General features: G+C 65.9%; 21 protein-coding genes. 10 read left to right on the forward strand and 11 right to left on the reverse strand.

Annotated elements, in window-relative coordinates; translation table 11 throughout:
- Positions 1-19 precede the first annotated feature (19 nt).
- Positions 20-334, forward strand: a complete 315-nt coding sequence (locus VZC37_RS04225; protein WP_330431151.1) for a hypothetical protein — start codon at positions 20-22, stop codon at positions 332-334.
- Here the strand turns inward: VZC37_RS04225 and VZC37_RS04230 are convergent.
- The 5 genes from VZC37_RS04230 to VZC37_RS04250 all read right to left on the reverse strand — a co-directional run bounded on the left by VZC37_RS04230 (position 318) and on the right by VZC37_RS04250 (position 7,106).
- Complete coding sequence (locus VZC37_RS04230; RefSeq protein WP_330431152.1) at positions 318-2,198, reverse strand: HNH endonuclease signature motif containing protein; 1,881 nt, start codon at positions 2,196-2,198, stop codon at positions 318-320. The genes VZC37_RS04225 and VZC37_RS04230 overlap by 17 nt on opposite strands.
- Positions 2,199-2,854: 656 nt before the next feature.
- Entirely contained in the window at positions 2,855-3,910 is a 1,056-nt protein-coding gene (locus VZC37_RS04235; protein ID WP_330431153.1) for a CaiB/BaiF CoA transferase family protein, read from the reverse strand.
- Positions 3,907-4,863 carry an LLM class F420-dependent oxidoreductase gene (locus VZC37_RS04240; protein WP_330431154.1) on the reverse strand — a complete coding sequence of 319 codons (957 nt, stop codon included), beginning with the start codon at positions 4,861-4,863 and terminating at the stop codon, positions 3,907-3,909. Before VZC37_RS04240 ends, VZC37_RS04235 begins: the two co-directional genes overlap by 4 nt.
- Before the next feature lie 258 nt (positions 4,864-5,121).
- On the reverse strand, positions 5,122-5,529 hold the full coding sequence (locus VZC37_RS04245; protein WP_330431155.1) for a cobalamin B12-binding domain-containing protein: 408 nt from the start codon (positions 5,527-5,529) through the stop codon (positions 5,122-5,124).
- A complete protein-coding gene (locus VZC37_RS04250) occupies positions 5,529-7,106 on the reverse strand; it encodes a methylmalonyl-CoA mutase family protein (RefSeq protein WP_330431156.1) in 1,578 nt (525 codons plus the stop codon). Before VZC37_RS04250 ends, VZC37_RS04245 begins: the two co-directional genes overlap by 1 nt.
- Positions 7,107-7,269: 163 nt before the next feature.
- Between VZC37_RS04250 and VZC37_RS04255 the strand changes: the two genes are divergently transcribed.
- Entirely contained in the window at positions 7,270-7,992 is a 723-nt protein-coding gene (locus VZC37_RS04255) for a metal-dependent transcriptional regulator (protein ID WP_330431157.1), read from the forward strand.
- 49 nt (positions 7,993-8,041) lie between these two features.
- Positions 8,042-9,304, forward strand: a complete 1,263-nt coding sequence (locus VZC37_RS04260; RefSeq protein ID WP_330431158.1) for an amidohydrolase family protein — start codon at positions 8,042-8,044, stop codon at positions 9,302-9,304.
- A gap of 249 nt (positions 9,305-9,553) precedes the next feature.
- On the opposite strand, the gene VZC37_RS04265 is transcribed toward VZC37_RS04260, so the two are convergent.
- A complete protein-coding gene (locus VZC37_RS04265; protein ID WP_330431159.1) occupies positions 9,554-10,633 on the reverse strand; it encodes an NAD(P)H-dependent amine dehydrogenase family protein in 1,080 nt (359 codons plus the stop codon).
- 138 nt (positions 10,634-10,771) lie between these two features.
- Between VZC37_RS04265 and VZC37_RS04270 the strand changes: the two genes are divergently transcribed.
- Positions 10,772-11,629 carry a glycerophosphodiester phosphodiesterase gene (locus VZC37_RS04270; RefSeq protein WP_330431160.1) on the forward strand — a complete coding sequence of 286 codons (858 nt, stop codon included), beginning with the start codon at positions 10,772-10,774 and terminating at the stop codon, positions 11,627-11,629.
- A 76-nt stretch (positions 11,630-11,705) separates the two neighbouring features.
- Here the strand turns inward: VZC37_RS04270 and purL are convergent, their stop codons facing one another.
- The gene (purL, locus tag VZC37_RS04275; RefSeq protein WP_330431161.1) at positions 11,706-13,994 is read right to left on the reverse strand and encodes a phosphoribosylformylglycinamidine synthase subunit PurL; all 2,289 of its coding nucleotides are present in this window, start codon (positions 13,992-13,994) and stop codon (positions 11,706-11,708) included.
- Between the two features lie 144 nt (positions 13,995-14,138).
- Between purL and eccA the strand changes: the two genes are divergently transcribed.
- On the forward strand, positions 14,139-15,920 hold the full coding sequence (gene eccA, locus VZC37_RS04280) for a type VII secretion AAA-ATPase EccA (protein ID WP_330431162.1): 1,782 nt from the start codon (positions 14,139-14,141) through the stop codon (positions 15,918-15,920).
- A 315-nt stretch (positions 15,921-16,235) separates the two neighbouring features.
- Here eccA and VZC37_RS04285 read toward each other — a convergent pair whose 3' ends face one another.
- The 3 genes from VZC37_RS04285 to cysD are packed head-to-tail and all read right to left on the reverse strand — an operon-like array spanning position 16,236 to position 19,788.
- The gene (locus tag VZC37_RS04285; RefSeq protein WP_330431163.1) at positions 16,236-16,994 is read right to left on the reverse strand and encodes a 3'(2'),5'-bisphosphate nucleotidase CysQ; all 759 of its coding nucleotides are present in this window, start codon (positions 16,992-16,994) and stop codon (positions 16,236-16,238) included.
- Positions 16,995-17,002: 8 nt separating this feature from the next.
- Positions 17,003-18,841, reverse strand: a complete 1,839-nt coding sequence (gene cysC, locus VZC37_RS04290) for an adenylyl-sulfate kinase (protein WP_330431164.1) — start codon at positions 18,839-18,841, stop codon at positions 17,003-17,005.
- Complete coding sequence (gene cysD / locus VZC37_RS04295; protein ID WP_330431165.1) at positions 18,841-19,788, reverse strand: sulfate adenylyltransferase subunit CysD; 948 nt, start codon at positions 19,786-19,788, stop codon at positions 18,841-18,843. The genes cysC and cysD overlap by 1 nt, the downstream gene beginning before the upstream one ends.
- 46 nt (positions 19,789-19,834) lie before the next feature.
- On the opposite strand from cysD, the gene VZC37_RS04300 reads away from it, so the two are divergent.
- From VZC37_RS04300 to VZC37_RS04320, 5 genes are all read left to right on the forward strand, one after another.
- Positions 19,835-20,773: an IclR family transcriptional regulator gene (locus VZC37_RS04300; RefSeq protein WP_330431166.1), complete on the forward strand. Its 939-nt coding sequence runs from the start codon at positions 19,835-19,837 to the stop codon at positions 20,771-20,773.
- 124 nt (positions 20,774-20,897) lie between these two features.
- Positions 20,898-21,830, forward strand: coding sequence for an enoyl-CoA hydratase (locus tag VZC37_RS04305; protein WP_330431167.1), 933 nt, complete (start codon positions 20,898-20,900; stop codon positions 21,828-21,830).
- A gap of 1 nt (position 21,831) precedes the next feature.
- On the forward strand, positions 21,832-22,998 hold the full coding sequence (locus VZC37_RS04310; protein ID WP_330431168.1) for an acyl-CoA dehydrogenase family protein: 1,167 nt from the start codon (positions 21,832-21,834) through the stop codon (positions 22,996-22,998).
- Between the two features lie 4 nt (positions 22,999-23,002).
- The gene (locus VZC37_RS04315) at positions 23,003-23,968 is read left to right on the forward strand and encodes an acyl-CoA dehydrogenase (RefSeq protein WP_330431169.1); all 966 of its coding nucleotides are present in this window, start codon (positions 23,003-23,005) and stop codon (positions 23,966-23,968) included.
- Between the two features lie 5 nt (positions 23,969-23,973).
- Positions 23,974-25,065: an acyl-CoA dehydrogenase family protein gene (locus VZC37_RS04320; protein ID WP_330431170.1), complete on the forward strand. Its 1,092-nt coding sequence runs from the start codon at positions 23,974-23,976 to the stop codon at positions 25,063-25,065.
- Positions 25,066-25,079: 14 nt separating this feature from the next.
- Here VZC37_RS04320 and VZC37_RS04325 read toward each other — a convergent pair whose 3' ends face one another.
- Complete coding sequence (locus VZC37_RS04325; RefSeq protein ID WP_330431171.1) at positions 25,080-25,703, reverse strand: TetR family transcriptional regulator; 624 nt, start codon at positions 25,701-25,703, stop codon at positions 25,080-25,082.
- Between the last annotated feature and the right edge of the window lie 78 nt (positions 25,704-25,781).

The raw sequence follows: 25,781 nt of genomic DNA on the forward strand, positions 1-25,781 counted from the left end.
TGATCAGGAGGAAGTAGCCATGGCCAAGGGCGCACTGCTCGTCGAGAGTCATCCGAGTTCACCGGACCGCGCGGACGAGTTCGTCACGTGGTACCGGGAGGTCCACATGCCGGAGGTGCTCGCCCTCGACGGATTCGTGTCGGCTCGGCAATTGACGCCGATCGACGGCACCGGCCCGTATGTGTCGATCTACGAGATCGACTGCGACGACATCGGCGGGGCCGCCAAGGCCCTGTTCGCGGCGGCACGCAACGGCACGTTCACCATGTCCGACTCCATGCAGATGGACCCGCCGCCGGCGATGCGATTCCTCGAGGTCACCGCGGGTAGGTGATGATCGTCTCGCCGGTGCGCAGGTTACGCCAGGTGATGGTGCGGTCGGTGTGCATGGTGGGTATCCAGCCGCCGTCGTGCTTGCGGCGGTGGTCGGGTCGGCAGAGCGGTGCGAAGTTGAAGGGCACGCTCCAGCCGCCGGCCAGTGGGTCGGCATGGTTGAACTTCACCAGGTGGTCGAGCTCGCACTCGTGCGATGGTCGGCTGCAGTAGGGGTAGCGGCAGCGTCGATCCAGGTAGGTGATCTCGGCACGCATCCGGTCGGGTGGTCGATAGATGAGCGCGCCGGGTGGTGGGATGTCGAATCCGCCGTGTCCGGTGGGGTCGATGGGTGGTGCCAGGGCTCGATCGCCGATGACGATCAGTCGGCTGGCCGGTTTCGGGGTCGCGACGGTGGGGACGGTGATGATCTTCGCCTGCGGGGCGAGTCTCTCGGCGTGGGCGGGATCTATGGCGCCGTAGCCCTGCAGTCGGGTGGGTTCGACGCCGGTGGGGTCGTGCAGGAGAGTCCAGGCCGGTGGGGTCGGGAGGTCGGCGGGCGCTCGGTCGGGGGCTGGCCGTCCGGTGCTGTCGGTGTCGTCGTCAGCGTTGCCGGTGTCGTCAGCGGTGCCGGTGTCGTCAGCGGTGCCGGCGTCGGTCTCGCTGCCGGTCTCGGTTGTGTCGTCATCGTCGGTGCTGTCGACGTCGGCGGTGTCATGGTCCTCGGCGGATGCGGCCGGCTCGGCGTCGGTGGGATCGGTGTCGGTGGGCGCGGTGATGGACGCGCTGCTCGGCGACCGACCATTCTCGTCGTCACCGTCGCTCGGGTCGATCTCACGGCCGGTGCTTTCGGCTGTCTCCGGGTGGGTCTGACTCGCTACATTGCCGCCGGCGGTGGGCGCCGCCGTCTTCCGCTTGCCGCGCCTGGCGCGGACTTGTCCTGCGGTGCAGGTGTCCTCGCCGCATTCACACGCCAGGCTGGCGCCGGGGATGCCGACGATCTCACCGAACGCGAGGATGCGTTGGCGGCCGAGGGTGCGTGGGTCGCTTTTACACACGCGTGCGGCGACGAGCTTGGTGATGCGGTCGCGTAGATGCACGCCGTGCTCGGCAGGCATGCAGGCATCGAGGTTCATGTGCCCGCCGGCTTCGTTGCTGAAGGTGATGTTCTCGAACGCTTCGGCGATCGCATCCCGGGATTCGGCAGCACCGTCGGGGTCGAGGCTGATGACCGCGTCGGCGAGGTCGTCCCGCAGGGCGGTGTCGGTGGAGGCCCGGTTTCCCAGCTCCAGGGCGAGGTCTTCGAAGCTGACTGGCCCATCCTGGTCGGGTTGTGGTTCTGGTTGCACCTCGGCATCCGGGTCGGTGTCGTCGGCCTCGTCGTCTTCGTCGAGGAGGTCGTCGAGGGTCGGATCGGTCGGCTCGTCAGCCGGCTCAGCGGCGTCGGTGTCAGTGGTGTCGGGGTCGGGGAGTTGGTCGCGCAGATCGCCTTTGGGCGCGATGTCGGCGGCATGCACCATCACCGACATGCGGTGGGTGCTGAACTCGCCGGCCAGATAGGCCATCCGAATCTTCGGATACTCCTGCAGGGAGGCGCCGAGTGAGTACCATTCGCCGGCTTTGGTTTTGTTGATCCGCAATGCCAGGGAGATCTCCCCGACCGCGGTGTTGCGGGCGGTTTGGCCGAAGATCATGCGGTGGCGGCCGTCGGCTCCGAACAGTCGCTCGTTGTAGGCGCTTTCGCCGATGTGGTAGGCCATCAGCAAGGCGCGTGCTTCGGCTTGTCGACTCAACCGCAACGCATCCCGCGCGAACGCCCCCAAACCCTCAGCACCCACCGACGACAACAGGCTGTCGTCGGCTGCGGGGTCGGTGTAGGTGAACACGCTAGGCCTTTCGTGAGTGGGAGGTGCTGTGCGGGAATGGGACTGATATCAGAGTATCGGGTGGGTCTGACAGTTTCGGTTGCTGATCCAGTGCCTGTGGACAACAGGCTATTGCTGCGGCTTCTATTTGACTTCAGGATATCGGTTGGGTGTGACAAGAACTGTGGTGCAGTCAGATTGGTGGGTGCCGGAGGTCTCGATAACGTCCTCGCCTAGCGGCTCGGACTACTCGACCAACGAGTGGGGTGCGGCTCGGACTACTCGACCAGCGGACGGCGTGCGCTCGGACTACTCGACCAACGGTGGGCGGAGCTGCGGGATCGGTGTAGGTGAACACGCCAGGCCTTTCGCGGGTGGGAGATGCTGTGCGGGAACGGGACTGATATCAGAATATCGGGTACGTCCGACACGTTTGGCGGGTCAGCGGCGGCCTGTGGATAACGCAGAGTCTGAGCTATCGATTGCGTTCAGGATATCGGGTGTGTGTGACACGTTCGGTGGTGCAGGATGATTCGCTCGTTCCGGAGGTCTCGATAACGTCCTCGCCTAGCGGCTCGGACTACTCGACCAGCGGACGGCGTGCGCTCGGACTACTCGACCAACGGATGGGGGTGCGGCTCGGACTACTCGACCAACGGTTGAAATCGCGGCTCGGACTACTCGACCAACGAGTGGGGAGTCGGCATCTCGCCCAGCATCGGCGCCGGACGGTACCGAGGAACGTAGTCGGACACCGCGATCGGACAGCGGACGGTCCTGGCTCCGCCCGCCTCCACGACCACCTCCGGCGTCTCCGCCAAGGCTTCTGGAAGGGTCCGCACCGCGGCGACCGGAACGCCCAGTGGCTTCAGCCGCTTCTCCCAGTTCTCGGCGGTGTCGGTTGCGAGCGTCGAGGTCACCACGGAGAGGACTTCCTCGCGTCGCTGCGCGCGTTCGGCCATCTGCCAGAACCCGTCGATGCCCGCCTCGGTCGCGAATGAGCGCCAGAACCCGTCGTGGGTGATGAACAAGGCGATGTGACCATCGGACGTCGGGAACATCTGGGCCGGTACATAGTACGAGTGTGCACCGCCGGCCCGCCGCACCGGAGAGACGCCGTCGTTGAGGTACGCGGATGCATGATAGTTCAACTGCGACAGCATGACATCGCGCAAGGACACGTCGATCTGTCCCCCGCGTCCCGAGATGATCTGCGCCAGGAGGCCGAGGGCCGCGGTGAGACCGGTGGAGTTGTCCGCCGACGAATAGCCCGGCAGTACAGGCGGACCCGCCGGATCACCGGTCAGGGCAGCGACGCCGGTGGCGGCCTGGATCACGTAGTCGAAGGCCGGGTCGTCACCCGCATTCAGTCCGTAGCCGGTGATCGCCACGCAGACGATCTTCTCGTTGTACTTCCGTAGTGCGTCATACGTGAGCCCCAGTCGGTGGATGGCCGACGGCTTCAGATTGACCAGCAGTGCGTCGGCGTCCGCCACGAGTTCGCCGAGAACACGCCGGCCGTCGTCGACCGTGAGATCCAGACACATACTGCGCTTCCCGCGATTCAGACTGGCGAAGTAGGCGTCACTGACCTGGCGGGATATCTCGCCTGTGGTCGGCTCGATCTTGATCACCTCGGCACCGAGATCGGCCAGCGTCATGGTGGCGTAAGGCCCAGCCAGCATTGTCCCCACCTCGAGGATGCGGATGCCGGACAGCGGACCCTCGGTCACCTCAACTCCTTCGCCAGCTCTGCCATGACCTCGCGCGTACGGTACTTCGAGGCGACCAATTCGTCGCGCGTGTCTCCGATGGGCAGCAGCCGCATGGAGATGTCGGTGACACCGGCCTTCTCGAAGTCCCGCAGGCGGGCAAGAATGGCGTCCTCGTCTCCCGCGACACACAGATCGCCGACGTCGCGGGCATCACCGCGCTCGAGCAGCTTTTGATAGTTGGGCGAGAACTCCGCTTCGGCGAGAATTCGGTTCGCCCGGGACCGCGCCTCATCTACTTCCGTAGGGCGACAGAGGCATACGGGAACACCCGCGACGATGCGGGGCGCCGGCCGACCGACGCCGTCGGCAGCTTTGTTGATGCTCGGTGCGATGTGCTCGGCGATGGCCCGCTCATCAGCCATCCACAGGATCGTGCCGTCCGCCCGCTCCCCGGCCAGGCGCAACATCACGGGCCCCAGGGCCGCGAGGAACACCGGCATCGGTGCGACCGGACCCAGTTCGAGTGGGTTGTGCACCGTGAACGAATCGTTCTCGACGTCCACCGGACCTGGGCCGTGCAAGGCCTGGTCGAGTACATCGAGATAGTCGCGGGTGTATCGCGCCGGCTTCTCGTAGGGAATGCCGAGCATGTCCTGCACGATCCAGTGATGCGATGGGCCGAGTCCGAGAGCGAGACGTCCGGCCGATGCCGCGTGCGCAGACAGTGCCTGGCGCGCAAGTGCGATCGGGTGTTGCGCCTGCAGGGGCACAACGGCGGTGCCGAGCTCGATCCGGCTGGTACGTGCGCCCATCAAGGCGATGGTGATGAGGGCGTCGAAGTCCGTCGGGACCTGAGGAATCCATGCCGTGTCCATCCCGGCGGACTCGGCCCACTCGATGTCCTTCATCATCCGACCGACCTTGCGCGCGGAATCACCACGTTCTGGACCGATCATCACGCCGACGCGCATGCTGCCTCCGATATTTCAGGTTCGTGAGCTGTGAATGCTGTTATGTGGCCCTTCGTGACGCTCGCAAGCTCGCTCCTCAGGGACCGGGTGGTGACGCTCGCTCCTCAGGGACCAGGGTGAGAGTCCGCCGATCCCTGAGGAGGGCCGGAGCCTGCGGAGGCCCGTCACGAAGGGTCGCCCTTCGTGACGCTCGCAAGCTCGCTCCTCAGGGACCGGGGTGACAATCGCAAGCTCGCTCCTCAGGGACCGGACGGCGTCTCACGACTCAGACGGCACGGTCACGCCCGTGAGCGCACGGACCTCGGTCACCAGCGCCTCCAGCGGGGTTCCGGTCGGGAAGACTGCTGCCGCACCGGCGTCGAGAAGTTTCTTGACGTCGCCCTGCGGAATCGTCCCACCGACGACGACCCCGATGTCCCCCGCGTCGGCGGCCCGTAGCGCGTCGATGGTCCGCGTCGTCAGGGCGACATGGGCCCCCGACAGGATGCTCAGGCCCACCACCGAGACGTCCTCGTGCAACGCGATCGAGACGATGTCCTCGATCTTCTGCCGGATACCGGTGTAGATGACCTCGAATCCGGCGTCGCGCAACGTGCGCGCGACGATCTTGGCACCGCGGTCATGTCCGTCCAGCCCCGGCTTGGCGACCAGAATCCGGGCGGTCATCAGAACACCACCGGCTGGGAGAACTCGCCCCAGACATCCTTGAGAGCCGAAACCATCTCGCCCACCGTGCAATAGGCCTTGCAACAGTCGATCAGTGGATGCATCAGATTCTCGTCCCCTTCCGCTGCGCGGGACAGTGTCGCCAGCGTCGTCGCCACCGCGCCGGCGTCGCGCTCCGCCTTCACCTTTGCCAGGCGTTTCAACTGCAGTTCCCTACCCTCGGCGTCGAGTTCGTAGGTGGCGATCTCCGGAGGCTCCTCCTGCGAGGTGAACCGGTTGACCCCGACGACCGGACGGTCGCCCGCCTCGATCTCCTGATGGATTCGATAGGCCTCGTCGGCGATCAAACCCTGCAGATACCCGTCCTCGATGGCACGCACCATGCCGCCGTGATTCTCGAGATCCGACATGATCTCGACGATGCGCTCCTCGGTGGCATCGGTCAGCGCCTCCACGAAATACGAGCCGCCGAGTGGATCGGCGACCCTGGTCACGCCGGTCTCCATGGCGAGAATCTGCTGCGTCCGCAGCGCCAGGGTGGCCGACTCCTCACTCGGCAACGCGAAGGGCTCGTCCCATGCGGCGGTGAACATCGACTGCACCCCGCCGAGGACCGATGCCATCGCCTCGTAGGCGACACGCACCAGATTGTTCTGCGCCTGCGGCGCATACAGCGATGCACCTCCGGCGACGCAGCCGAACCGGAACATCGACGCCTTGTCCGACGTCGCGCCATAGCGCTCGCGGACGATGGTCGCCCAACGTCGCCGTCCTGCGCGGTATTTCGCGATCTCCTCGAAGAAGTCACCGTGGGTGTAGAAGAAGAACGAGATCTGCGGCGCGAACTTGTCGATCGACATGCGCCCTCGCTCCACGACGGTGTCGCAGTAGGTCACGCCGTCGGCGAGGGTGAAAGCCATCTCCTGCACCGCATTCGCGCCCGCATCGCGGAAGTGGGCTCCCGCCACCGAGATCGCATTGAACCGCGGAACCTCGGCAGCGCAGAACTCGATGGTGTCGGCGATCAACCGCAGGGACGGCTCCGGCGGCCAGATCCAGGTCCCGCGGGAGGCGTATTCCTTGAGGATGTCGTTCTGAATGGTGCCGGTCAGCTTTTCGCGCGGCACCCCTTTTCGCTCCGCTGCCGCAACGTAGAGGGCGAGCAGTATTGCCGCGGTTCCGTTGATCGTGAAGCTGGTGCTGATCTTGTCCAGCGGGATGCCGTCGAAGAGGATCTCGGCGTCGGCGAGGGTGTCCACGGCGCATCCGACCCGGCCGACCTCCTCGGTGACCTCGGGATCATCGGAGTCGTATCCGCACTGTGTGGGGAGATCGAGCGCGACCGACAGACCGGTTCCACCTTGGTCGAGCAGGTACCGGTACCGACGGTTGGATTCCTCGGCGGTCCCGAACCCCGAGTACTGACGAAACGTCCACAACCGACCCCGGTAGCCCGTCGGGAAGTTGCCGCGTGTGAACGGATACTCCCCCGGGTTCGGCGGCGTGGTCGGCCGATCGGCCGGTCCGTAAGAACTCTCCAACGGGATGCCGGATGCGGTTTCAGTCGTGTAGTCCATCAGCGGATACGTTACTTCCATTTTTGGAGAATGCCAATACCGCTCTCTGCGAACCATTAGTCGGCTCGTGGCCGATCGGGACCCACAGTCCCTGCAGTTCCGATGGTCCGACCATCCGGAGAACAAGATTCTCATCACAGGAGATCAGTGTTACGCTCCTCACATGAGCGTCGAGATCTCCATGGCACCTGAACCGAACGCATCGATCCTCACCGACCTGTCGACGTCGTCGTGCGACTACCTGACCGCCATCTGGAAAGCCGGCGAGTGGGCGGCCGCCAAGGTGACGACATCGACGGTTGCCGATCAGCTCGGCGTCGCGCCGTCGACGGCATCGGCCGGCCTGCGTCGACTCGCCGAGCGCGGGTTGGTGATTCACGAGCGCTACGGATCAGTTCAACTGACCGCCCTCGGCACGACCGTCGCGCTGGCGGTCATCCGACGGCAGCGGCTGTTCGAGACGTTCCTGGTCCGGGAACTCGGCTACGGATGGCACGAAGTTCACGACGATGCCGTGGCCCTGGCGCACGCCGCATCCGACCGAGCCGTCGACCATATCGACGCGCGACTCGGCCACCCGACGCGCGATCCGCACGGCGATCCGATCCCGGACGCCCACGGCGTGCTTCCACCCCTGGAGCTCACCCGGCTGGCCGAATGCTCGGTCGGTGACGTGGGTGTGATCGCGAGGATCGATGACTCCGACCCGGACATGCTCGAGTACTTCGATCAGGTGGACCTGAATCTCGACGCCGTCGTCACCGTCGGAGTGATGCGCCCGTTCGCGGGAACCATGTCGATCTCGACGCTTGAGGGAAGCACCGACATCGTGCTCGGCGACGTTGCCGCACGCTCGATCTGGATCACCCGGCGCGATCACCCATGACGGCGCCGACCCGCACACCCGCCCCAGCCCCGCGACGAAGGAGACGAGGATGAACATTGACGACCTTGTGCTGATCAGCATCGACGACCACGTCGTCGAACCGCCGGATATGTTCTTGCGCCACGTACCCGACAAGTACCGCGACGACGCGCCGGTCGTGGTCACCGACGACAAGGGCGTGGACCAGTGGATCTACATGGGCAAGCAGGCCGGCGTCAGCGGCCTCAATGCGGTGGTCTCCTGGCCCGCCGAGGAGTGGGGTCGCGATCCTGCAGGTTTCGCCGAGATGCGACCCGGGGTCTACAACGTCCATGAGCGCGTGCGGGACATGAGCCGCAACGGGATCTGGGCCTCGATGTGTTTCCCCACCTTCGCCGGATTCTCCGCGCGCCACCTCAATCAGCACCAGAGCGACATCACCCTCGTGATGGTGTCGGCCTACAACGACTGGCACATCGATGAATGGGCGGGCGCCTACCCCGACCGCTTCATCCCGTTGGCCCTGCTGCCCACTTGGAACGTCGAAGCGATGTGTGCCGAGATTCGACGGGTGGCAGCCAAGGGTTGTCGCGCGGTGACCATGCCCGAACTCCCTCACCTCGAGGGACTGCCGAGCTACCACAACATGGACTACTGGGGACCGGTGTTCGAAACCCTCTCCGACACAGGCGTGGTGATGTGCTTGCACATCGGCACCGGATTCGGCGCGCTCAACCTGGCCAAGGACTCGACGATCGACAGCCTGATGGTCCTGGCGAGCCAGATCTCCGCACTCGCCGCGCAGGATCTGCTCTGGGGACCGGCGATGCGTTCCTATCCTGATCTCAAGTTCGCCTTCTCCGAAGGCGGGATCGGCTGGATACCTTTCTATCTCGACAGGAGTGACCGCCACTACACGAACCAGAAGTGGCTACGCCGCGACTTCGGCGACAAGCTACCCAGCGAGGTCTTCCGCGACCACTCGCTGGCCTGCTACGTCACCGACAAGACTTCGCTGCTGCTGCGCCACGAGATCGGCATCGACAACATCGCCTGGGAATGCGACTACCCGCACTCCGATTGCTTCTGGCCGGACGCGCCGGAACAGATGCTGAGCGAACTGCAGAACGTGGGCGCCGACGACACGGACATCAACAAGATCTCCTGGGAGAACTCGGCTCGCTTCTTCAATTGGAACCCTCTCGACAACCACACACGCGACGAGATCACTGTGGGTGCACTGCGACGCTCGGCGGCCGACGTCGATGTGTCGATCCGCTCGCGCGACGAGTGGAAGCGGCGCTACAACGAGAAGAACATGGCAAAGGCGTGACACCACCCGTTGATTGAGTAGCGACGAGCGAGCTTGCGAGCCCGACGCGTCAAACTGCTGATTGAGTAGCGACGAGCGAGCCTGCGAGCCCGACGCGTATCGAAATCCCCTCTGCCAATTCAGTATCGACGAGTCAGCTCGGAGGTCTCGATACATCACTCGCTGCCGCTCGCGACTACTCGACCAGCGGAAGGGGAGTCGCTCCTCACCGCTCGCGACTACTCGACCAGCGGAAGGTCGAAATCCCCGTCACGCCCCCGCCACGAGCCCCCGACCACTCACCGGAGGCAGATCCAGCGCTGTCACCAGTCCGGGTTTCGCATCCACCACGGCGGCAACGGAATTGACCAACCGCATCGCGGTGACGATCATGCCGGACACGTTGTGGTCGCCGTTCTCGCCGTGGTGGGTGAACTCGACCTTCATCTCGGGTTCGCCGGAGACCAGGATGCGGTAGCAGCCGTCCCCCTCGTTCGGCGTCGGCCAGTCAGGGCATTGGTCGGGGTGGGTGCGGGTGTAGTGCTCGAGCACCACTCTGTCGACCCCGTTGACCTGGCCGACCACCTCGAAGTGCAAGGCGGCCATGCTCCCCTGGGGGATCTCGACCGAGACCGTGGAGTAATCGCGTTCTGCCGGAACACGATCGAAGCGTTCCACCAGAGGCTCGTCGAGGGTCAGCCCCAGACCTGCGGCGACCTGACGGACCACGCTGCCCCACCCCATCGAGAGCACCCCCGGATGCAGCAGCATCGGGGTCTCGTCCATCGACTGGCCGAAACCGAAGATCGTCTTCATCACCACCGGCTGGTAGTAGGTGGAGTAGTCGGCGATCTCGAGACACCGGACCTCGTCGATCCGCTGCGACAGGCTCGTCATGGCCAGCGGCAGCACGTCATTGGCGAATCCCGGGTCGATCCCGTTCACGTGAAGGCTGGCATTGCCCGTGCGGCCGGCCGCCTCGATTCGCTCGATCAGGTCCCGGTCGAGGATGCCCTGCGGGAACTGCAACAGCACGGGGCCACTGGACACGACGTTGATCCCGGCCTCGACGAAGGCGATCAGATCGTCGATCGCTTCGAAGATCCGGTCATCGGTCATCGCCGTGTGCACGATGCAGTCCGGATTCAGCGCGAGGAGCGCATCGCGATCGTTCGTCGCCGTCACACCCAGTTCTCGGCCGAGTCCGGCCAGCTCACCGGCGTCGCGCCCGACCTTCGCCGGATCGGACACCCATACCCCGACGAGCTCCAGGTCCGGGCGGGCATCAATTCCCGCGATGGCATGCTTCCCGACGGTTCCGGTCGACCACTCGACCACACGAAGTGTCATGTGCCCAAACTAGAACATGTTGCAGTTTCGGGTGTGCGGTTTCGTGCGGACGCCGGCACGCGACATCACCCGATCCAGCGCCCGATTCTGAACCGCACCGATGCCTCCCGTTCATTCACCCGGCGTAGCGTCACGTCGATGCAGACCGATCCGTCTACGGCTTTCACGGTGCCACCGGTCGAGGTGATCCACGAGGGTCACAAGACCTCGATCAAGTGGCATCGCGCGCGGCGTCGGCCCGACGACCCGCCGTTCACGTCGCGGCGCATCGTCGAGGGCATGACGGTGGGGGCCAGCGTCGAGATCGACCTGGTGGTCCACGGCGAAAACGGATTCGCCGTCCTGCACGATCTCGACCTCGGGCACGCCACCACCGGTCGCGGCCGGGTCTCCACAGCGACAGCCGAGCAACTGCGCGCCCTGCGTATCCGCGACAACGACGGCGCCCCGGTGGACGAGCCGGTCCTTCTACTCGACGATCTCCCTGAACTGCTCGCGGAGCACGACGTCCACCCCGATGCCCTACTCCAGCTGGACTTCAAACAGGACGCCACTGCCCTCGACGACCTGACGGTGCGCAATTTTGCCGCCGCGGTCGCACCGATGGCATCGAGTTCGATCCTCTCGTGCGGGGTCGCCGAGGCCGTTCGGACACTGACCGATGCGGTACCCGGCATCCGAATCGGCTACGACCCCTGCCATCACGGCGCCCTTCGCCGGGTGTTGCGGTCGGAGGATTTCGACGGGTTCGTCCGCCGCGCGATCACCGCATCGCCGCACGCCGAGATGGTCTATCTGGAACGTCGCCTGATCCTCGAGGCGGACCGCCGTGGGTTCGACATGGTCGGCGTGTTCCACACCCACGACCGGAGGGTGGACGCGTACACGATCTCCGGCATCGACGCGGACTCGATCCGGCAGGCCCGCCGCCTCATCGAGCTACGGGTCGATCAGATCACCACCGACGATGCCGAGGGGCTCGTCGCCGCATTGTGACTGGTTCCGGCCGCAGTTTCGGACTCTGGCCGCAGTTCCCGCTCCAAGCCGGAACCTGAAACTGCGGCCAAAAGTGTCAGCCGAACAGCTGCGGCAGCGTGCCCTCGTGCGTGGCGCGGAGCTCGGCAAGGGTGACCTCGAAGTGGTCCTGCACCGTCACCGAGTCACTGCCCTGATCCACCACGCCGATCCGCGTCCACGGCATCCCACGCGCGTCGAGCATCGAGCTGAAACGCGATTCCTCGGTGCGCGGCACGGCGACGATGGCACGCCCGGCGGACTCGGAGAACAGCCACACGAAGGGGTCTGCACCTTCGGGAAGCAGGATGCGGCAACCGGTTTCACCGGCCAGCGCCGATTCGACGACGGCCTGGAACAGGCCGCCCTCGGACAGATCGTGGGCGGCCGAGACCAGCCCGTCGCGCGAGGCGGCGACCATGATCTCGGCAAGCAGCCGTTCATGGGCGAGGTCGACCTGCGGCGGCACACCACCGAGGTGATCGTGGGCGACCTGCGACCAGATGGAGCCGTCGAACTCGTCGCGGGTCTCGCCGAGCAGAATCAGCGTCTCCCCCGGCTCGGTGCCGAAACCTGTCGGCACCCGACGATGGACGTCGTCGATGATGCCGAGCACACCGACCACCGGTGTCGGCAGGATCGCCGTCGACCCGGTCTGGTTATAGAAGCTGACGTTACCGCCGGTCACCGGGATGCCGAGTTCGGCGCACCCGTCGGCGAGGCCACGGACCGCCTGCTGGAACTGCCACATCACGGCGGGATCCTCGGGTGACCCGAAGTTGAGGCAGTTGGTGACGGCCTTGGGCGACGCCCCCGACACGGCGACGTTGCGGTAGGCCTCGGCGAGCGCGAGCTGCGCCCCCCGATAGGGATCGAGATAGGTGTAGCGGCCCGATGCGTCGGTGGCGAGCGCGATGCCTCGTCCGGAGTTCTCGTCGATGCGGACCATGCCCGAGTCGGCGTGCTCGGCGAGCACGGTGTTCCCGCGCACGTAGCGGTCGTACTGCTCGGTGATGAACTTGCGGCTACACAGGGCGGGCGACGCGAGCAGCTCGAGCGCGGTCGCGCGCAGTTCGTCGGCCGTGGCGGGCCGCGACAGATCCGCGGTGGTCGACCCGATGACACCGTCCTGCCAGTCCGGACGGGCGACCGGGCGCTCGTAGACGGGGCCCTCGTGGGCAACGGTGCGTGGCGGCACGTCGACGACGGTCTCGCCATCCCAGGTGATGACCAGGCGCTCTCCGTCGGTGACCTCTCCGATCACGGTGGCCAGCACATCCCACTTCTTGCACACGGCCAGGAATGCGTCGACGTTCTCCGGCGTCACGACCGCGCACATGCGCTCCTGCGACTCGCTGGAGAGCACCTCGGCCGGGGTCATGCCCTCGGCGCGCATCGGCACCTTCTCCAGGTCGATGTGCATGCCGCCGTCGCCGGCCGCGGCCAGCTCCGACGTCGCACAGGACAGTCCGGCGCCGCCGAGATCCTGGATGCCGACGACGAGGCCTGCGTGATAGAGCTCGAGGCAGCACTCGATGAGCACCTTCTCGGTGAACGGATCGCCCACCTGCACGCTGGGCAGCTTCTTCCGATTCGGACCAGAATTGTCGCCGTCGTCGTCAAAGGTCTCCGACGCCAGCACGGACACACCACCAATGCCGTCGAGACCGGTGCGCGCGCCGAACAGGATGATCTTGTTGCCCGCACCCGACGCGAACGCGAGGTGCAGGTCTTCGGTGCGCAGGACGCCCGCACACAGCGCGTTGACCAGCGGATTACCCGCATAGCTCGCGTCAAAGACGGTCTCGCCGCCGACGTTGGGCAGGCCCAGCGAGTTGCCGTAGCCGCCGACGCCGCGGACCACGCCGTCGACGACCCGGCGGGTGTCGGGGGCATCGGCCGGCCCGAAGCGCAGCTGGTCCATCACCGCGATCGGTCGGGCGCCCATGGCCATGATGTCGCGGACGATGCCACCGACGCCGGTCGCGGCACCCTGGTAGGGCTCCACGTAGCTGGGGTGATTGTGCGATTCGACCTTGAAGGTCACCGCCCATCCGTCGCCAATGTCGACGACGCCGGCGTTCTCGCCGATCCCGGCGAGCATGCTCGCGCGCATCTCCTCGGTGGTGGTCTCACCGAAGTAGCGCAGATGCACCTTCGACGACTTGTAGCTGCAGTGCTCCGACCACATCACCGAGTACATCGCGAGTTCGGCGTCCGTCGGACGTCGACCGAGGATCTCCTTGATCCGCGTGTACTCGTCGTCCTTCAGTCCGAGCTCACGGAACGGCTGCGGTTGGTCGGGGCTGCCGGCAGCGGCTGAAACGGTATCCACCTGCGCACTCACTCTGACGAGTGTAGGTCAGTCGACGATGCGGGCGCGTGCGGGCGTGACCGGCGACACCGCTACGCTGAGCACCTGACACCGGCAGGTCGCGCACCACGCTTTCCTGCACGGAGCCATGCAGGAAAGCACGGACTGGGGGACCCGATGGCTGACGTCCGCAAAGCGAGGCAGTTGTTCGAGCTCGGGGTGTTGTCGTTGGGCATCGCCGTCGAAGGCCAGGAGCCGATCAACAACCCTCAACAGGCGACCAAGGCCTTCACCCGAGCCAGCGAATGGGACCCGTCGATGGCCGACGCTTGGCTCGGCCGACTGGTGTGCGGCGAGGAGACCGACGAGGTGTTGCTCGCGCTCTACCGGAACCGGTCCGGTATCGGCCATGAGCAGCGACGTCTCGGGTTGCCCGCACGCACGTTGTCCGGTCGCTGGACGGTCGCACACATCAACTACCCGATGACCGATGCGACCGAGGCCGCTGCCGCCTACGCGGCGTCGTTGACCCGCGGTCAGGACTACGCCGGCGCACAAGAGGTTCTCGACGAGATCCCGGCGGCGCATCGGACCTCGATCGTCGAGTTCGTCCAGGCGTTCCTCTACGTGTCGACACAGAGGTGGCCCGATGTGCTCACCGCGCTCCGACGGTCGGACCGATGGAACGACACGTTTCTGCAGGCCGCGGCCGACAACATGGTCGGCATGGCGTGCGTGCAGATGGGGATGTTCGGCGAGGGCATCCGGCGGTTGCAGAACGTGATCGACGGGCCGATCCCGGCGCTGGCCACTCATGCGATGTTCCTGCATGGTCTCGCGTTACGCGAGCAAGGCCAAGAAGACAAGGCCCGCACGATGTTCGAGCAGGCCTACGCCCGCGATCCGAACTCGCCGGCCGGTCAGGCGTTGAAGTCGCCGACCTACCGCTTGGTCATCACATCGCCAGACCAGATCGCCGAGCGCCGTGACCCGTGGGATCCAAACTCCGTCGACGACCCGACGGAATCCCTGGTCTCGGAAACCGCCGATCACCCCGAGATGGCGGAGATGGTCACCGACGCTCAGCGCGAACTCTCCGACCAGATCGGCCTCGAATCGGTGAAAGAGCAGGTGGCGAAACTCCAGTCGGCCGCGACGCTGGCAAAGGTGCGCGCCGACCGTGGCCTGAACACGGCGGCCCGCAGCCTGCATCTGGCCTTCACCGGTCCGCCCGGGACCGGCAAGACGACAGTCGCGCGGATCGTCGCCAAGATCTACTGCGGCCTCGGATTCATCAAGACCGACAAGGTGATCGAGGCGACGCGACGTGACCTGGTGGGTGAACACCTCGGCTCCACCGCCCCCAAGACGTCGGCGGTGATCGATTCCGCGATGGACGGTGTGCTGTTCATCGACGAGGCCTACACGCTCATCCAGCAAGGACTCTCCGGCGGCGACGCATTCGGCAAGGAGGCCGTCGACACCCTGCTGGCCCGCATGGAAGACGACCGGGATCGCCTCGTGGTGATCATCGCGGGCTACGATTCCGAGATCGACCGTCTGCTGTCCTCCAACGACGGTCTCGCGTCCCGCTTCGCCAGGCGTGTCCGCTTCGAGTCCTACACCCCCGACGAACTCGCGCGTATCGGCGACTTCATCGCTCGTAGGCGCGACTCCCTGCTCACGCCCGAATCCGTGTCAATGCTCGAGCAGGCGTGTACGCCGCTGTATCACGATGTGCGCGAGGGACCCTCGGGTCTCCGGCGAGCCAGCGACGTCGCGGGCAACGGACGATTCATCCGCAACATCGTCGAGGCGGCTGAGGAGGAACGCGAGTATCGGCTGTCGACGTCTCCTGATCTCGCGGCGCTCTCCGAGGACGAACTGATGCGTATCGAGGTCGACGACGTCCGCACCGCCCTCCGCAATGTCCTTGCCGGACTCCAGCGCTCACCCTGACCGTTCGCCCCTCCGCTGATCGAGATCCCCTCCGCTGATCGGTCCCCCTCCGCTGATCGAGTAGCCCGGAGCGCTAGCGGAGGGCGTATCGAGATCCGGCGCACCAGGTTTCGATACGCGATGGGCTCGCAAGCTCGCACAACGCTACTCAACCAGCGGTTGAGTCACCAGGTTTCGATACGCGATGGGCTCGCAAGCTCGCACAACGCTACTCAACCAGCGGTTGAATCACCAGGTTTCGATACGCGGTGGGCTCGCAAGCTCGCACACCGCTACTCAACCAGCGGTAGCCTACTCTTCCAGCGTCGTGGGGCGCTAGGACGCAGCGGTCACGCCGAGAATCGCGTCACGCAATTCCGGTCGGCAGATGATCAGATCCGGCAGATAGGTGTCGTCCTGGTTGTAGACCAGTTCGCTGCCGTCGATCCGCCCGCACCACAGCCCCTTCGCCGCGGCGACGGCGACCGGAGCCGCCGAATCCCATTCATACTGTCCGCCGGCATGCACGTAGGCGTCCGCCTCGCCGCGCACCACCGCCATCGCCTTCGCACCTGCCGAGCCCATCGGCAACACCTCCCCGCCGACAGCGTCGGCGACAGCCTGCGAAAAGTCCGGTGCGCGTGAGGCACTCACCACCACTCGGGGATGCTCGCCCCTCGGGGACGCCGCCAGTCCGGTCACCGGGCTCACGGGTTCGGAGTCGTCGACATAAGTGATGCCGAGCGCAGGCAGCGCCACCGCCCCCGCGATCAGCCCCCGGTCGGCGTGCCACAATGCGACGTGCACCGCCCAGTCGGCGTGATCGTCGGTTCCGTACTCCCGTGTGCCGTCCACCGGATCGACGATCCACACCCGTTGCGCGTCGAGTCGGCGCTTGTCGTCGGCGGACTCCTCGGAGAGCACGGAGTCGTCGGGCCGTTCGGCCGCCAGCCGCGCCAGCAGCAGGTCGTTGGATCGCCGGTCGCCCTCCGCGCCGAGTTCCTTTCCACGCAAGCCGCTCTCGGCTCGGATGTCCATCAGCAGTCGACCTGCCGCGGTGGCGAGGTCACCGGCGAGGTCCCGATCGTCCGACACGCTGTCTCCTACAGTCCCAGGTTGCGGATGACCGATTCGGCCACCTCGGCGGGTGAGCCATCCGATGGTGTCACGACGATGTCGGGGTCGGCGGGACGTTCGTACGGCGAGTCGATTCCGGTGAACTGGCTGATCTCGCCGCGCCGCGCTTTCGCATAGAGCCCCTTCGGGTCTCGCTGCTCACACATCTCGAGCGGTGTGTCGATGAAGATCTCGTAGAACGGCAGCCGCCGTTCGGCATGGATCTCCCGTGCACGCTGGCGTTCCTCGGCGAACGGGCTGATCAGCGAGACGATGGCGATTGCCCCGGCATCGGCGAACAGCGCCGCCACCTCACTGGTTCGGCGGATGTTCTCGCGACGGTCGTCGTCGGAGAACCCGAGGTCGGCGTTGAGCCCATGGCGAAGGTTGTCGCCGTCCATCAGATAGGCGGGTCGACTCTCTGCCACCATCCGTCGCTCGAGTTCAACGGCCAGCGACGACTTCCCGGACCCGGACAACCCGGTCAACCAGATGGTCGCTCCCTGGTGGGTGCGCTGTTCGCGTGTCACCTTGGTGGTCTGCCACACCACATGGCTGTCCTTGCTCACCGGTGCCGTGATCATCCCGGCCGCGACGGTCTTGTTGGTCGCCTCGTCGATCAGGATGAAGCTTCCGGTCTCCCGGTTCTTCCGATAGGCGTCGAACATGACCGGCTGTTGGGCATGCAACGTGATTCGGGCGATCTCGTTGAGCTCCAACGTTTTCGCTTCTTCATCGCGATGCAGGGTGTTCACGTCCAGCCGGTAGTTCAGACCGCTGATCTGAGCGCGGGTGGCGCGTGTTCCACACATCATCGCGTAGCGGTTCCCCGGCCGCAGCTCGGTGTCGTCGGAGAACCAGCACACCATGGCGTCGAGGTCGCGGCCGACGAACGGCCGGTTGTTCGGGCGTGCCAACATGTCGCCGCGCATGATGTCGATCTCGTCGGCGAGCTCCATCGAGACCGCCATCGACGCGAAGGCCTCGTCCACCGGATCGCCGCCGGGGCCCCAGATCTCGGTGATGGTGGTGCTGAACCCGCTGGGCAGGACAACCACCTCGTCGCCGCGGGAAAACACGCCGCCCGCGACCGTCCCGGCGTAGGCGCGGTGGTCGGCGCCATCGCTGCGTTGTGGGCGGATCACGTACTGCACCGGCATCCGCGCATCGATGAGATTGCGGTCCGACGCGATGTAGACGTTCTCCAGGTGATTGAGGAGCGGACGACCCTCGTACCACGGCATGTTCACCGACTGGTCGACGACATTGTCGCCCTGCAGCGCCGACAACGGGATGAAGGTGAGGTCGGTGACATTGAGTTTCGCGGCGAAAGCGATGAAGTCGTCACAGATCTCGTCGAATCGCTCCTGCGACCAGTCGACGAGATCCATCTTGTTCACACAGATCGTGAGGTGGGGAATCCCGAGCAACGACGACAGGAACGCATGCCGCTTGGTCTGTTCCAGCACGCCTTTCCGGGCGTCGACGAGGATCATCGCCAGATCAGCTGTCGACGCCCCGGTCACCATGTTGCGGGTGTACTGCACATGCCCCGGGGTGTCGGCAATGATGAACTTGCGTCTGGGCGTCGAGAAGTAGCGGTAGGCGACATCGATGGTGATGCCCTGCTCCCGCTCCGCGCGCAGGCCGTCGGTCAACAGGGCCAGGTTGGCGTACTCGTCGCCACGCTCGGCGCTGGTGCGTTCGATGGATTCGAGCTGATCGGTGAAGATCGTCTTCGAGTCGAACAGCAGTCGACCGATCAAGGTCGACTTCCCGTCGTCGACCGAGCCGGCGGTGGCCAACCGCAACAGTTCCTTGGGCATCAGAAGTAGCCCTCCTTCTTGCGGTCTTCCATGCCTGCCTCGGAGATACGGTCGTCGGCGCGGGTGGCGCCCCGCTCGGTCACGCGGGTGATCGCGATCTCGTCGATCACCTTGTCGATGGTGTCCGCGGTGGACTGGACGCACCCGGTACACGTCGCGTCGCCGACCGTACGGAACCGCACCATCTCCACATGCGACGCCTCACCCGGATACTGCTGTAGGAAGCGGGTTTTCGCGAGCAGCATCCCGTCGCGCGGGATCACCTCACGTTCATGCGCGTAGTAGATGGGCGGCAGTTCGATGTTCTCGGCGCCGATGTACTGCCAGATGTCGAGCTCGGTCCAGTTGCTCAGCGGGAACACCCGGATGTGTTCACCCTTGTGGTGGCGGCCGTTGTAGAGCTGCCACAGTTCGGGGCGCTGCGCGCGCGGGTCCCAGGCGCCGAACTCGTCCCGGAAACTGAACACCCGCTCTTTGGCCCGCGCCTTTTCCTCGTCGCGTCGCGCTCCGCCGAACACCGCGTCGAACCGGTTCTCCTGGATACCGCGCAACAACGCCGTCGTCTGCAGGCGATTTCGACTCGCCCCGGGACCCGTGTCCTCCACAACCCGGCCGGCGTCGATGTCGTCCTGGACCGAACTCACCACCAGGCGCACACCGGTCGTCGCGACCACCTTGTCGCGATAGTCGATCACTTCGTCGAAGTTGTGGCCGGTGTCGACATGCATCAACGGGAACGGCACCGGCGCCGGCCAGAACGCCTTCTGCGCGAGATGAAACATGACCACCGAGTCCTTGCCGCCGGAGAACAACAGGACCGGCCGCTCGAAGGTCGCGGCCACCTCACGCATGATGTGCACCGACTCGGCCTCGAGTGCCTCGAGGTGGGTCAACTCGTATCCGTGATGCGCGCGCCGATCTTTTGCACCCGTTGCGCTCGGAACCATTCGAACTCCTTGACATGTCGAATACTCGACACTAAGCATTGACTATGTGACACAGACCGTAGGTGAGTCGGCGGACGCGCGTCAACAACCCGCGCGCGCGTCGGGCCCACCCCACGACCGGTCCTCACATTCTCCCCCGACGAGTCGCGTCATCCGCATCATCGAACTCCTGGCGAGCCCCGAGCAGCCACCTCTGCCGCTCGCCGACATCGTCCGGCGGACGGGACTGTCCAGGGCCACCGCCCATGCGATCGTCGGCGAACTGGTCGACCACGGCTGGGTGCTGCGCGACGGAAAAACCGGTGCGTACACCGTCGGACCGGCGTTCGCGGCCCTGGCACGAGCGACCGGTTCGGCCGACAACGTCGCCCGGTGGGCGAGCACATGCGCACGTGAACTGAGCGAACGATTCGACATGCCCGCGTTCGTCGCCCAGCGGATCGGGTCAGATCTGATCACGGTGACCGACCACGTCGTACCCGCACGAGTTCGTGACCGGGACGATTCACCGTGGTTTCGGCACGGCCGTCAGGTCCGCCTCCGGCCACCGATCTGCCGTGAGTTCATCGCTTATGAATCGGTCGAGTCCCAGGCCGCATGGATCGCGCAGGCCCCGGACACGATCCGCGCGCGCTTGCGGACGGTGCTGGACGCGGTTTCCGAGCGTGGGTACTCCATCGAGCGGATGACCGACGACCACGTCGCGATGATCGAGGCGTTGGGTACATTGGACAGCGTGTCCGATCGGCTTCGAGCGCGGGTGGGCGACCTGCTGACGGAGTTGTCGGCGATCGATTACCTGCCTGCCGAACTCGAGGGCCATGTGGCGGCGGTGACCATCGGCGCCCCGATCTTCGACTCGTCGGGGCTGGTTGTCGCGTCGATTGTTGTATGCCCAAACACGACGTTGCCGGCCGCCGACCTGCGCCATCTGGCCGAACAGACGCGCGCGGCCGCGAGTTCGATCTCGACCCGACTGCGGTGACGCGCGTGTGCAAGTCGAACTGACTGAAAACAGCGGCGGGTCCGCCTGCCCGCATTGCCAGGCGATCAACGCCGCCGACCTGGCCCGACTACCAACCAAGCACTTGCTAGGTTAGGCTCGTCGCATGAGCGATGCCGTCATCCCACCCGCCCTCGGTCCCGACGACCTCGGTCCGGAGTCGTCGCCGGTCGCCTACGAGGTCGGCGGCCCCGAGGGCGCCGTCGCGTACGTGACGCTCAACCGTCCCGAGTACCGCAACGCGCAGAACTCGGTGATGACCTATTCGCTCGATGCGGCGTTCCGCAAGGCCGTCGACGACACCGCGGTGAAGGTCATCGTGCTGCGGGCCAACGGCAAGCACTTCTCGGCCGGTCACGACATCGGCACGCCGGAGCGCGACTTCGACACCTACTACGACAACGTCGCGGTTCTGCACTGGGATCACACCGACAAGTCCGGCGCCGATCAACGCCTCGCCCGCGAGATGGAGGTGTACATGGGGATGTGTCGCCGGTGGCGGGAGATCCCCAAGCCGGTCATCGCGCAGGTGCACGGCGCGTGCATCGCGGGCGGCCTGATGCTCGCCTGGATCTGCGACTTCATCGTCGCTTCCGACGACGCCTTCTTCTCCGACCCGGTGGCGCGGATGGGCATCCCCGGCGTCGAGTACTTCGCGCATGCCTTCGCGCTCGGAACCCGGCGCGCCAAGGAGATCCTGTTCACGGGCGAACGTTTCACCGCCACCCAGGCCGCCGAATGGGGCATGGTCAACCACGTCGTCACCCGCGACGAGCTGGCCACCAAGGTGGACACGATCGCCGAGAAGATGGTCGCGATGCCGATGCAGGGGCTGTTCCTGTCGAAGAAGGCCGTCAACATCTGCGAGGACCAGATGGGTTTGCGCAATTCGATGGACTCAGTGTTCGGGTGGCATCACTTCGCCCATGCGGCCAATGCCGAGTCCGGTGGGGATTCGCTCGGCGGGATGGACGCCAAGTCGATGAAGGCTTCTTCGGGCAGTTCCAGCGGCGTCGGCTCCAATGGGAACGGGAGCTGACATGGATCTCTTCTTCGACGATGACGCCGAGCAGTTCCGTACCGAGGTACGCAGCTGGCTCGCCGACTATGTTCCCGCCCAGCCTCTTCCGTCGATGGACACGGCCGAGGGGTTCGAGGCGCACCGGGAGTGGGAACGCACGATGGCCGCCGACCGTATGTCGGTGGTGAGCTGGCCGGAGGAGTACGGCGGCCGTGATGTCGGCTTGCTGCATTGGGTGATCTTCGAAGAGGAGTACTACCGCTCGGGCGCGCCTGGGCGCGTCAGCCAGAACGGCATTTTCCTACTCGCACCAACGCTTTTCGAGCACGCGAACCCCGGTCAGCTCGCCCGCATCCTGCCTCGGATGGCCCGCGCCGACGACATCTGGGGACAGGCGTGGAGTGAGCCGGAGGCCGGTAGCGATCTCGCGTCGCTCCGGTCGACCGCGACCCGCACCGACGGCGGCTGGCTGTTGAACGGTCAGAAGACCTGGAGCTCCCGGTCGAGTTTCGCCGACTGGGCGTTCGGCCTTTTCCGCACGGACAAAGAGGCACAACGCCACCGCGGGCTGACCTACTTCATGTTCGACCTGCGCGCAGACGGGGTCACCGTCCGGCCGATCGAGCAGCTCGACGGCGAGGCCGGATTCGCCGAGCTGTTCCTCGAGGACGTCTTCGTCCCGGACGATCCGGCCAACCCGGGCGACAGTGGCGTCATCGGGACCGTCGATAACGGGTGGAAGGTCGCGATGAGCACCGCAGCCAATGAACGCGGCCTGTCACTGCGCTCACCCGGACGCTTCCTGGCCACCACGGACCGACTCATCGAACTCTGGAAACAGAACCGAGATGGCCTGTACACGACCGCGAATGTCGATGCCCGCGTGGCGGATGCATGGATCGGCGCACGGGCCTACGAGCTGTCCACCTACCAGACCGTGAGTCGGCTCGCGGCCGGCGGCCAGCTCGGCATGGAGTCGTCGATCAACAAGGTCTTCTGGTCGCAGTGGGACATCGCCGCCCACGAGACGGCACTCGACCTGCAGGGTGTCGACGCCGAGATCGACGACTCGTGGATGGACGGATATCTGTTCTCGTTGTCGGGACCGATCTACGCCGGCACCAACGAGATCCAGCGCAACGTGATCGCGGAACGGCTTCTCGGCCTGCCGCGTGGAGACAGGTGACACCATGGAATTCCTTCTCTCCGACGTCCATGACGATCTCGCGTCGACGGTCGACGCACTACTGACGAAGGCCGACATCCCGTCCCGCGCGCGGGCGTGGATCGCCGGTGACCACCAACCGGTCGCCCAGGTCATCTCGGCACTGGCGGAGACGGGCGTCAACGGACTACTCATCGACGAATCCTGCGGCGGCGCATCGGCCGGAGCGATCGAGATGGTCGTCGCGATGGAACAGATCGGCCGTCACGCGTTACCCGGACCGATCGTCGAGACGATCGCGGTGCTTCCGGTGCTGTTCCGTTCGGCCGGAGTGTCCGGGGACCGGGTCAGCACGCTCGCCGAGGGCGGAATCGCCACCGTTGCGATCCCGCCGGTCGCGCCACTCGCACCGATCGCGGAGACCTCATACGTGGTGCAGGACGGTGTGCTCAGCACAGCCACCGCCGGCGAGCTCGTCGCCACCGTCGACCCGTCGCGCATCCTCGCCGAACTATCCCCGGACACCGCGCTGGCCGACGACGTCGCCATCGATGATGCCATCGACATCGGAACCCTGGCGACGGCGGCGCAACTGCTCGGTTCGGCCGGCGCGATGCTCGCGCTGGCGGCCGACTATGCGCAGGCCCGCAAGCAATTCGGTCGTGCGATCGGCTCCTTCCAGGCGGTGAAGCACCATCTCGCCGATGTGGCGATCGCCATCGAGATGGCACGCCCGCTGGTGTATGCCGCCGCCCTCGGCATCGACGGGTTGGTGCCCGAGGACACCGATGTCCGGCGTGATGTCGCCGCGGCCAAGGTCGCCGCCGGCGATGCGGCCCACCTCGCGTCGCGACGTTCCCTGCAGGTGTTGGGCGCCATCGGGTACACCACCGAGCACGACCTGTCGTTGCATCTGACCAAGACCCGTGCCCTGCTCACGGCGTGGGGAACCCCCGCCGATCTGCGTCGACGCGTTCTGGAGTCGCTGTGACCGCCATGACCTCCACACCCGCCATCTCTGCCGAGGAACGCGAGGCGCTCGCCGACGCGATCCGCGAACTCGTCTCGCGCCGAGCCGATTCCGCGAGCGCGCGGGCAGCTATGCGATCCACACCTCGTCTGGATCGGAAGTTGTGGGACACCCTGTGCACGGAGATCGGCGTGGCATCGCTACCCATCCCGGAGACCTATGGCGGTGGCGGGGCGTCGTTCGTCGAAACCGCTGCGGTCCTCGAGGAACTCGGCCGTTCACTGAGCCCGGTACCGGTCTTCGCATCCGCGTTGGCGACGGCGGCGATCCTCATCGCGGATGACGAGACGACGAAGCGTGAGCTGCTGCCCTCGATCGCGTCGGGCGAACGCATCGCCACCGTCTGTTGGGCCGACGAGCGCGGCTGGACCGAACCCGGAGTGACCGCAGACGCCGGATTGCTTTCCGGCACAGCCGAGTACGTGCTGGATGCCGAGTGCGCCGACGTGCTGGTGGTGCTCGCCGGAGGTGGCGACACCATCACCGTGCACACCGTCGACACCGACGCCGACGGCATCACCGTCACTCCCCTGCCGGTTGTCGATCCCAGTCGCGCGCTCTCGCGCGTCACGTTCGACGAGACACCGGCGACCACGATCCCGTCGGGCCCGGACGTGCCTGGCAAGTTGCGTGCGCTGGCCCGGTCGCTCCTGGCCGCCGAACAGGTCGGGGGTGCCGGCGCCGCGCTGGATCTGACGGTCGACTACACCAAGTCGCGCAAGCAATTCGGGCGCACCATCGGTTCGTTCCAGGCCCTCAAGCACCGGATGGCCGACATGTACGCACTGGTCGAGACGTCACGGTCGATCGCGCGTGCGGCGGTGGCCGGCGTCGTCGCAGGATCGCCCGATGCGGCCGATCTGGCGGCTGCCGCCCACGTGCACTGTTCCGAGGCGTTCGCGCACGTGGCCGGCGAGGGTATCCAGCTGCACGGCGGAATCGGTATCACTGCCGAGCACGACATCTCGTTGTTCTTCAAGCGCGCGCACGGGAGCGCACAGCTGTTCGGTCAGCCCCATGAGGTCGTCGCGGACCTGGGGTCACGCGTTCTCGGCTGAGCGGGCCGCGGTACTCAGAGAGTCCGCATCCGGGCACACACATCGTCGTAGATCGCCAACAGTTCGTGTCCGGGCTCGTCCTCTGCGGTGTCGTCGGACTCGGCCCACTCCTCGAAGGCGCACTGCACCTCGAGGTTCGCGATCTCGATGACCATCCGGATGTGCACGCGACTGCGCGCCGATGTGCCCGTACCGAGCAGATCCGGGAGTTGCCGCGACTTGTCTGTGTATCGCCCCAAGGCCGCGCGACTGAGCGCCGGCGTCGCGAGTACGAGTTTCTGGATCCGCTTGAAGTTCGCGGCGACCTCGCTGCGCTGGTCATCGAAGCCTGCGATCACCGCCCGGTAGGCCGACTCTATGTCGGCGAGAGCGAAATGCTCGGGATCGACTGCGCGCAGGCACGCCTCGAGGGCTTCGTCGAAGCCGTAGAGATCGAACAGCACGCATTCTTCCTTGGTCGGGAAGTACCGGAAGAACGTCCGCGGGGAGACGCCGGCGGCAGCCGCGATCTCGTCGACCGTGGTGGCCTCGAATCCGTTCTCCTCGAACAGCTCCAGTGCGGCTTGTTGGATCTCGATGCGGGTGGCGTTCCGTCGCCGAGCCCGTAGGTCCCCGACCTGCTGCGACGTGTCGATCATGGCGGTCAGCGTAGCCGCTCCTGCTCGCGTCGCGCTTCACGTACTGCCAATATGGCAGTCAGTGACATCTAGGCTATG

It is taken from the genome of Gordonia sesuvii, assembly GCF_036350415.1.
GTDB classification, from domain to species: Bacteria; Actinomycetota; Actinomycetes; order Mycobacteriales; family Mycobacteriaceae; genus Gordonia; species Gordonia sesuvii.

Bases quoted from the DNA above. Each gene is read 5' to 3' on its own strand.
- VZC37_RS04225 (WP_330431151.1), top strand. From the start codon at position 20: ATGGCCAAGGGCGCACTGCTCGTCGAGAGTCATCCGAGTTCACCGGAC.
- VZC37_RS04240 (WP_330431154.1), bottom strand. From the start codon at position 4,863: ATGCGCGTCGGCGTGATGATCGGTCCAGAACGTGGTGATTCCGCGCGC.
- VZC37_RS04245 (WP_330431155.1), bottom strand. From the start codon at position 5,529: ATGACCGCCCGGATTCTGGTCGCCAAGCCGGGGCTGGACGGACATGAC.
- VZC37_RS04250 (WP_330431156.1), bottom strand. From the start codon at position 7,106: ATGGACTACACGACTGAAACCGCATCCGGCATCCCGTTGGAGAGTTCT.
- VZC37_RS04255 (WP_330431157.1), top strand. From the start codon at position 7,270: ATGAGCGTCGAGATCTCCATGGCACCTGAACCGAACGCATCGATCCTC.
- VZC37_RS04260 (WP_330431158.1), top strand. From the start codon at position 8,042: ATGAACATTGACGACCTTGTGCTGATCAGCATCGACGACCACGTCGTC.
- VZC37_RS04265 (WP_330431159.1), bottom strand. From the start codon at position 10,633: ATGACACTTCGTGTGGTCGAGTGGTCGACCGGAACCGTCGGGAAGCAT.
- VZC37_RS04270 (WP_330431160.1), top strand. From the start codon at position 10,772: ATGCAGACCGATCCGTCTACGGCTTTCACGGTGCCACCGGTCGAGGTG.
- eccA (WP_330431162.1), top strand. From the start codon at position 14,139: ATGGCTGACGTCCGCAAAGCGAGGCAGTTGTTCGAGCTCGGGGTGTTG.
- cysC (WP_330431164.1), bottom strand. From the start codon at position 18,841: ATGCCCAAGGAACTGTTGCGGTTGGCCACCGCCGGCTCGGTCGACGAC.
- cysD (WP_330431165.1), bottom strand. From the start codon at position 19,788: ATGGTTCCGAGCGCAACGGGTGCAAAAGATCGGCGCGCGCATCACGGA.
- VZC37_RS04305 (WP_330431167.1), top strand. From the start codon at position 20,898: ATGAGCGATGCCGTCATCCCACCCGCCCTCGGTCCCGACGACCTCGGT.
- VZC37_RS04310 (WP_330431168.1), top strand. From the start codon at position 21,832: ATGGATCTCTTCTTCGACGATGACGCCGAGCAGTTCCGTACCGAGGTA.
- VZC37_RS04315 (WP_330431169.1), top strand. From the start codon at position 23,003: ATGGAATTCCTTCTCTCCGACGTCCATGACGATCTCGCGTCGACGGTC.
- VZC37_RS04320 (WP_330431170.1), top strand. From the start codon at position 23,974: ATGACCTCCACACCCGCCATCTCTGCCGAGGAACGCGAGGCGCTCGCC.
- VZC37_RS04325 (WP_330431171.1), bottom strand. From the start codon at position 25,703: ATGATCGACACGTCGCAGCAGGTCGGGGACCTACGGGCTCGGCGACGG.